Origin of the sequence: Verrucomicrobium sp. BvORR106, assembly GCF_000739655.1 — a bacterium.
Classification (GTDB): domain Bacteria; phylum Verrucomicrobiota; class Verrucomicrobiia; order Verrucomicrobiales; family Verrucomicrobiaceae; genus Verrucomicrobium.
In genome coordinates, this window is record NZ_BATR01000139.1 from 1 (window position 1) to 8,038 (window position 8,038).

6 protein-coding genes are annotated in these 8,038 nt (G+C 64.0%); all 6 read right to left on the reverse strand.

Going from position 1 to position 8,038, the window contains the following annotated elements; translation table 11 throughout:
• Positions 1 to 609, reverse strand: a 609-nt coding sequence (locus BV106_RS25880) for an AAA family ATPase (RefSeq protein ID WP_265596071.1), incomplete at its 3' end; no start/stop codon positions are given.
• A gap of 65 nt (positions 610 to 674) precedes the next feature.
• Positions 675 to 2,552, reverse strand: coding sequence for a hypothetical protein (locus tag BV106_RS25885; RefSeq protein WP_038169575.1), 1,878 nt, complete (start codon positions 2,550 to 2,552; stop codon positions 675 to 677).
• A 112-nt stretch (positions 2,553 to 2,664) separates the two neighbouring features.
• A complete protein-coding gene (locus BV106_RS25890) occupies positions 2,665 to 4,695 on the reverse strand; it encodes a hypothetical protein (RefSeq protein WP_038169576.1) in 2,031 nt (676 codons plus the stop codon).
• An 83-nt stretch (positions 4,696 to 4,778) separates the two neighbouring features.
• Positions 4,779 to 6,632: a hypothetical protein gene (locus BV106_RS25895; RefSeq protein WP_265596072.1), complete on the reverse strand. Its 1,854-nt coding sequence runs from the start codon at positions 6,630 to 6,632 to the stop codon at positions 4,779 to 4,781.
• Positions 6,633 to 6,734: 102 nt separating this feature from the next.
• Entirely contained in the window at positions 6,735 to 7,736 is a 1,002-nt protein-coding gene (locus BV106_RS25900) for an HlyD family efflux transporter periplasmic adaptor subunit (RefSeq protein ID WP_051946338.1), read from the reverse strand.
• 27 nt (positions 7,737 to 7,763) lie between these two features.
• On the reverse strand, positions 7,764 to 8,038 hold a 275-nt coding region (locus tag BV106_RS25905), incomplete at its 5' end, for an ATP-binding cassette domain-containing protein (RefSeq protein WP_038169578.1).

An 8,038-nucleotide genomic window follows, 5' to 3' on the forward strand; every position in this document is an offset into this window, starting at 1 on the left:
CTCGCCACCGGTGGTCACCGCCCGCTCCTGCATCACCTCCAGCAGGGCCGCCTGGGTCTTGGGCGTGGCGCGGTTGATCTCATCCACCAGAAGGAGGTTCTTGAAAACCGGCCCTTTCTCAAAGTGCAGCACCCGGCGACCATGCGAGTCCTCGTTCACAATGTGCGTGCCGAGGATGTCGGCCGGCATGAGGTCGGGCGTACACTGCACGCGCCCCGGCTCCAGACCGACGACTTGGGAGAGCACGCGGACCAGGAAGGTCTTGCCCAAACCGGGCACCCCCTCCAGCAAGACGTGACCGCCGGAGAAGATGGCCAGCAGCGTATCGGAAAGCAGGTCGTCATAGCCCACGATGGCTTTCTGGATCTCCGTCTTCAGCTTGCTGAAAACGGTCCGGAAGCCTTCCAGCTCCTCCTCCAGCGGACGGTGCGGCAGCGTGCGGATGTCGATGACATTCGCGGGGGCCTCGGCCTTTTCGATCGGCACCTCGTCAGAGAGGGAGCCGGACTCACCACCGCCGGTCAGTCCATCGGGCTTGCCACCTTTTTTTGGAGGACGTTTCTTGGAACTCTGGTTCTGGCTGCTGGCGGAGGAAAGGTCGTCACTCATGTTTCTTCAGGATGGAAAGGAAAAGGAGGTGGGAAGGTAGGAGGAATTCGATGGCGGGCACGGCTTCAGTTGCCCTTCTCAAACCGCTTTCTCAGTTCTGTGAAATAACGTCGCACCTGCTCGCGGCGGGCCGGGGGCAGAGCCTGGTCATCCAGGGCGTTCTCTTCTGCGGCGATCGACTCCAGGGTGGTGGCCTCAGCCTTGCGACCGGCCGCCTCGCTGCGGGCCTGCCCTTCCACCGCCCGTACGGAGGAGGCTCCGTCAGAATTGCGCTGGGCATCCACCGTGGCCTGCACACCTGCCTTGGTCTGGGCGGTGGGCGTGTTCCCCATCGCTGCGGTGCCATTGCCCGCCTGCAGTCCGCCGGGATTGGCCCCCGGAATGGAACCCAGCATGGCGGCAGCCCCAGGCTGCTGACCGGGCGTCATGCCCGGGATGGGGGCGATCAGCATCGGTTTGTTGCCGCTGTTGCCTCCACCGGGAGGCTGGTTGGCCCCAGGCACGATGGCCATGGGCTGGCCGGTGCCGGGCACGGGGCTGATCTGTCCCATCTGCTGCTGCTGCCCCTGGTTGGAGCCCCCTTGGGGATTGCTCCCGGGAGGTGCCATCGAAAGGCCCGGGATCTGCATGGGCTGCATCTGCGGCGCATTCTGCATGGTCATCATCTGTTGCTGGCCCTGCTGCCCTTGTTGACTCTGCTGCCCCTGAGCACCCTGATTCTGCTGCGCCTGGGATCCAGCGAGCTGCTTCATCCCCTGTCCGCTCTGGCCGGCGATATCACTGCCGGACTGGCGGAGCTGCTGGGCCAGCTTCTCCAGCTGCTCCCGTGATTTCTCCCGCGCAGCCAGGGTCTTCATCTTGTCGGCCAGGGACTGGAACTCATCCCCCGCCTCTTTGGGGAGCGCCTGGGAAAGATTGCGATCCGCGCCCAGCACATGCTGCCCCACGGTGCGGGTTTTGTCCTCCGCCTCGGAGGCCTTGCCGATCTCCTTGAGCGTTTCCGCGAACCGTTCCTTGGTCTCCAGCGTCAGCTTCTGGTCACGCAGCTTGTCTGCCAGATCCTGGGCCTTGCCCCCGGTCTTTTCCGCCGACTTGTTGGCCACGGCATCGCCCAGTTCCGCGGTGTCCGCATGCTTGCGCATCTCCGCCACCATCTGGGCGGAGGCCCAGGCATCCTCCCCGGCCTTGAGCTTCTCAGCCAGCTGCTCCGCCTCCCGGGCGCGTTTCTCCAGCTCGGAGAGCACATCGCGGGCGGTCTTGGCCGAGTCCTGCTGCAGAGCCTTCGCGGTTTCCTGAACCTTCTGCTGCAGGGCCTCAGCATCCTTCTTCTCCTGCTCGGTCAGGGCCTGCATCTTGTCCACGTCCAGCTTTTTCTCCGCCAGTTCGCGCCCCTGCTCCACGGCCAGACGTCGGCCTTCCGCCGTCAGCTCAGGGTCCGGCAGGCCGATCACGGCCCCGGAAGGGAGAAACATCATGGCAAGTGCCGCCACGGGCAGCAGTGGCAGCCAGCGCACGTCCGGCAGCGGGATGTCGCGCCCGAGTTTCCCCAGGGCTTCCGGCAACTGGCGGCGGTTGCGCTCCACATGCAGGCGCTGCCCTTCCGTGAGTTGGGGTTGTCCCTCGAACCACCATCCGTTGGCAAACGCATCACTGCGGGAGGTCTGCCGGTCCCAGTACGAAAACGCGGCATACGGTGCGGGCCGCTTGTACCAGGCCCAGCCGAAGCTGCCCAGAATCCAGAGCCCCAGGGCAATGAGGCCCACGGTGGCCCCTGCCCAGCCCTGGCCGAAGAGACGGATCACCAGCAGCAGGACGAGGAGTCCGGCCGCATATTTCCAGGTCTGGAGCAGGTGCAGCAGCCCTTTGCGGAGAACCAGCCGCCCTTGTAGCGAACTGGCGGCATTGGCGAAAGTGAGCGCGGGAGCTGGGGGTGTTTCAGTCATGCAAAAAACACTGGCTTTGAAGAGTCTATACGGCTGGGGGGCGATTGTCTTGTCTTTCTGAGAGCATGGCGGCAGCCAGTCGATGCAATTTATGGCAAATCGCCTCCCGGCCTTATTCCAGATCGCCCAGAATGCCCTCGATCCGGCGCTTCACCTCGGGATCCTCGCTCTGCTTGAAGGCCTCCTGCAGGGAGGTGCGTGCCATCTCGCCGAAGATGGTCAATTCCGCGCTGGCTTTCTCGCGCACTTTCCAGTCGTCGTTCCCCAGCTCACGGATCAGCTGGCCAATCCGGGCCAGGGTGCTGTCGGCGATCTTTGGCACCGGGTTGACCACGCGGACCACCTCTTTCACCGGGAGCTGCCAGGAGCCACCTCCCACCTGGAAGGCCAGAACCATCTCGCGCAACTGGCCCATCACCGTGCCCCCGCCCCAGAGATCCATCTGGAACCAGGCCGAGTCATCCGTGCCAGTCGTTGGCACATCCTCGGACACGTTGCGCATCTCCTTGATGCTGGCTGGGTCCAAAGGCACCACGCCGCCGGAAGTGACGATGTGCCAAATGGGGTCCGCTGGAGCCGCCACCAGACGCTGCTCCCCAGCCAGATCCACGAAGCTGGTGGCGGGCTCGCCATCGTCCGATTCACGGCTCTCCTCTGATACCTGCGGCCCGGTCGCCGCCACCACCAGCGAGCGCACCTGAACTCCTGGGATGGTCTGCGCGCCGAACTGCGCCGTGGCAAAGCTGAACTCTCCCTGACTGCCCAGCCAGACCCGCAGGCGGGAGCCGTCCTTAAAGGTCACACTGGGGGCAGCGCCCTCCTCGGCATTCGAGGTGAGTGCGGCCACGTCATTGAGCGCCACCTTGCGCACCCCCCAGGTGGTGGCGAGCGTCATCTCGGGCGGCTTGGAGTCGCGCATGGCCCAGCGTTCGCCGTTCCACGTCTCCATCAAGGCGGCCACGCCTTTCGGCCATTCCACGGCTCCGGCGGCCGTCGTCGCCCCCATGACCAGACGATCCACATCCGCCATCTTCAGCGACATCTGAAGGCCGCTGCTCAGGGAGAACTTCAGTTCCTCCGTCTCCAGCTCACCTCGCAGCACCTGACCATCACTCAAATAGAGGCGGCTCTCCTTGCCTTCGAATCGTCCGCCCGTGAGCGCCACAACCTGCGCCCATGGCACGACCACCTTGCCCAGGCGATGATTGAGCGTGAGCTGCCCGCAGGTGGCCCGCCCCCGCAGACGCGTGCCTTCACCCATGGCCAGCACATCCACGGCCTCACGCTTGATGCCCAGAATCTCCTCCGGGAACCACGAGGCCAAGTCCGAAGCCCCCGTGCCGGTGGATCTCACGTTGACCAGAGTCGAACCGCTGCCCTTGGGCAGATCACGGAGAAACCGCACCAGCGCGAAGGGGCGGAAGAGTTTCTCCAGCTCTGCGGCATCGGGACGCAGGGACAGCTTGGCTTGCGTCACCGTGTGCAGGATCGAGGCCGACTTCCCCGCTGGCACCGTGATGCTGTAGAAAAACGACATCTGGTACTGGTTCTGCGAAGCAATACGTGGTTTCACCGAACTCCGCGGAGCACAGGCAGTGAAGAGATAGCCCCGGTAGTTGGTGGAACCGGGGACGATGGCGATGCCGCTCTCCCCTTTCTCAAAGGTGCCATTGTTGGCCCGGGCGGCATCCGTGACGATGCTCTTCACCTGCCCGCTGAAGTTGTGCCGGATCTCCACACTGGTCACGATGTCGCGACCGGAGGTGTTGGTGAACATCTCCATGAAGCGCATGCCGCCCTCCTTCTCCAGCATGCGGACATAGCGGGTCACCTGAAGGCCTTGCATGGGCTGCTGGCCCATCAGCACCATCTCCTTCCCGTCGGAGGTGCCCATGGGCTGATTGCAGTAGAACTGCTCAGACCCCACCATGAGCATCATGGCTCCACTCAAGATGGAGTTGCCCCCGCCCTGGCGGGAGATCATGCCGTTCTGCTCCACGTACCAGTCGTTGCCCAGCTTGTCGGTGCGGGGCTGCGGGTTCACGGGTACCAGACCGCCGAGCTGGGCGTGCGCTGCCGCGAGACTGCCACAGAACACCAGTCCTGCGGCGACCGCGCCTTTCATCCACTGCGTCATGTGCATGCTATGGGGGTAATGTCTAAAGTTGTGTGCGGGCGACCCGACGTAAAGAGCGGTTGCGGGTGGATCGCGTGGTGCGTCAGGGTTTAGGACTTGGCCTTCCGGACGATCTCGGTGATGAGCCCCACTGGCAGGGACACCGTCTGCTTGTCGAGCTTCCAGGTGAGGTTTTCGTTCAATATTTCCCCGCGTACCTTGGTGCCGTTGCCCAGCTCCAGAGCGGCCTCACTGCCTGCGCCGAAGTCCCAGAACACGCGGGCCACAGCCTCCGGCTTCAGGCTCAGCACCCCGGTGCTGGTCCGCACGCGCAGGGTCTCGTCCTCCTGCAGCGCGCCCACCAGCAGGGATCCGTCCCGCATCCAGCAATATTGATTGAGCGCATCTCCCGTGCTGGGCTTGGCACTCTCCTTCTGCTCCGGTCCGCCGGTCATCTCTTTCAATGCCGCCTCCACCGCGCCCCAGCGCACCACTTGGGGCAGAGCGATGTCTGAGGGGCCATCGCCCACCACCTCGCGACGGATCGCGCCACCTCCCACCACGCCCTGGATACGGCTGCCATCCGTCAGGGTGGCCACCATGCAGTAGGGAGGATCAGTGCGACGGCCGAGGGTCCACAGCTCATCACTGCTGATCTTGAGTTTCCCAAACGAGGCCACCAAGTCCATGGCCACGGGTTCACCCTTGGCGAGCCAACGCACAGAGCCGTCCATGTACTGCACGAACTCGGCCGCGGTCTCGGGCACGCGACCGTCCTCGGTCGAGACCGGCCAGGTGAGCAACTCCATCGCATCCGCATCCAGCGCGAGTTCGCCCAGGTCCCCTTTCAGAGCCCCTTTGATCAAACGAACCCGCCCCGTCAGCACGGAGCCGTCCCGCAGATACAGGCGATGATCCCTGCCCCGCCCAGCGCCACCCCGGAGGGCCGCGATGTTGGCAGGCGGCACCTCTTTTTCACCCGAGGCCAGATTCAGCACCACCTTCTCCACCGAGATGTCACCGGTGATCTGCTCGTCCTTGCTCATCCAGAGGAGCCCTTTGTCCGTGCGCTTGATGTCCAGCTTTCCGGTCAGCGCATCCAGAGCCAGCAGCCGACCGGTGCGCGGGAAACTTGGCGCACCGCCCTCCGTGGTGGTCGCTCCCAGAGAGGAGGGCTTGAAGTTCACCACCAGAGCAGCGACCTCCGCAGAGACACCGGGCTCGATCAGTTTACCGTCCTTGATGAACAGATCGAAGGTCCGCTCCAGCTTCACCTTAGCGTCCAGACCGGCGGTACCAATCCAGTGCAGAAACGCCACCTTCCCATTGGCTGGCACCACGCCCTCATAGCGGAGACGCAGCGTGGATCCTGAATCCTGCAACACGGCCCGCCAGGCAGCATCCGGTTGACCCCAGATAAAGAGTGGCACCGCAGGGGTGCCCTGTTTCTCCGCCATGACGATGGCAGACCACGTCCCATCCGGCAGGCCATTGCCCAGATCCCGCATCTCGCCGCTCTGGCTGAGCGTCCCGCTGAATCTCACCCCGCCCTGGCTACCCACTGGCGTGGAGTAGTCGAGCTGGAGGTTGTTCTCCTGCGACTGGGTGTTGGAGATGGTGTCGATGACGAGCAGCGCATTGCGCTTGTCATCCCGGCGCACCTGACGCTCCACCTTGAAAGGACGCACGTCGAACCCCAGCTGGGACTGGCGTCCGTCCACCGGCGTCTCACCGTCGGTGTTGCCGCCGGATTTGGCCGCCTTTTCCACCGCGTCCATGGCCGTCCGGTAGGGCGTGGACTGGCCGTTTATGCCCATCTGGAAGAAGCGCCCCACGGAGAGGGTCTTGGACTTCCAGACGGTCCCGCCCTCCAGATTCCAGTCCTGCTCGCTCTGCGCGAGGGCCAGCGGGCTCACCAACAGAGCCCACACCCACAGTCCACTGGCCGGAAACGGAATACGCATGCGCCATTGCATGACGCAAACACTAGTGGGTGCCTTGGATCATGAAAACTCAAAAGTGCGTTTTTGCACATTCGCACAGAGAATCCACGCTCCCCCACCGACTCACTTCGCAGGCTGCCCCTTGGCCACCTCACCGGAGGACGCATCAGAACTGGCGGCTTCAATATAGACATCCACCTGCTGCCCCACATAAACCGGCACGCCATCGGGCCGCTTCATGCTGTAGATCACCTGGAGCACCCGGGTGTCCACACGCTCGGTGCTGGAGCCGGTAAGCGAGACCTTGGGGATGACGTAGGGCTCCACACGCAGGAAATCGAGCTGAATGGCCGTCTTCGTATCGCCCTTGATGAAGGCGGTCGCTTTTTGTCCTTCGCGAATGCGGGAAGCATTTTGTTCATCCACATCGGCCCGCACCTGGAGCTTCTCCAGATCCCCCAGCACCATCACGGGAGAGTCCTTCACGTTGGTGGCGAACTCACCGGCGCGGATGTTCACCTGCAGCACCACCCCATCCCGAGGAGCCTGCACGTGGAGGCGATCCATCATGATCTGGGTCTGCTTCACCTCGGCGAGGGCGGCCGTGAGTTCTGCCTCGCTGGCCAGAAGCTGGGCCTTGCCGATCGCCACCTCATTCTCCCTAGCGCGAATCTCATCCACACTGAGCGCCCGGGAGTCCGGCACGGACTTCACGCGATCCAGCTGATCCTGAACCTTGGCGAGGTTGGCCTTCTGCACGCCCACCTTGGCACGGGCCACCTCCACGGAGGCATCCTGCCGCACCTTCTGGGCCTGCAGGTCGCGGTCATCGATCTTGAAGAGCAAGCCACCGGCTTTCACAGACTGATTCACCTTTACCGGCACCTCGGTGACCAGCCCGGCCACCGGCACGCCGATGGCGACGTTCTCGCTGAGCGCCTCCAGAATGCCTGTCGCAGCCACGGTGCTGGCATAAGGCTTCTGCGGCGGAGCCACGGGCGGCGGCGGGGCCTGACGGGACTCGCCAGCCTGGATCCGCATGACCACCATGCTGATGCCCAGAAATCCCGCGGCGGCCCCGGCGAAGGTGGCGTACTTGACCAGGTTGCTAAAGATCCGGTTCATGGAAATAGAGAGGGGGTGGCAGAAAATTCAGTGATGCAGCTCCGGCGGACGGCTCTTGTCCACATCATGCACCTCCACGATCTGGCCGTCGTCCATCTGGGCGATGCGGTCGGCGTGGGAGAAAATGCGGTTGTCGTGAGTGACGATGATGACGGCGCGACCTGGAGCCTTGGCGACCGTGTCAAAGAGCTCCATCACCATGGTGCCGTTCTTTGCGTCCAGTGAGGCGGTGGGTTCATCGCAGATGATGAGGCGCGGCTCATGCACGAGGGCGCGCGCGATGGCCACGCGCTGCTGCTGCC

Excerpts from the sequence above, each read along its gene's own strand:
- BV106_RS25895 (WP_265596072.1), bottom strand. The coding sequence starts at position 6,632 with ATGCGTATTCCGTTTCCGGCCAGTGGACTGTGGGTGTGGGCTCTGTTG.
- BV106_RS25885 (WP_038169575.1), bottom strand. The coding sequence starts at position 2,552 with ATGACTGAAACACCCCCAGCTCCCGCGCTCACTTTCGCCAATGCCGCC.
- BV106_RS25900 (WP_051946338.1), bottom strand. The coding sequence starts at position 7,736 with ATGAACCGGATCTTTAGCAACCTGGTCAAGTACGCCACCTTCGCCGGG.
- BV106_RS25890 (WP_038169576.1), bottom strand. The coding sequence starts at position 4,695 with ATGCACATGACGCAGTGGATGAAAGGCGCGGTCGCCGCAGGACTGGTG.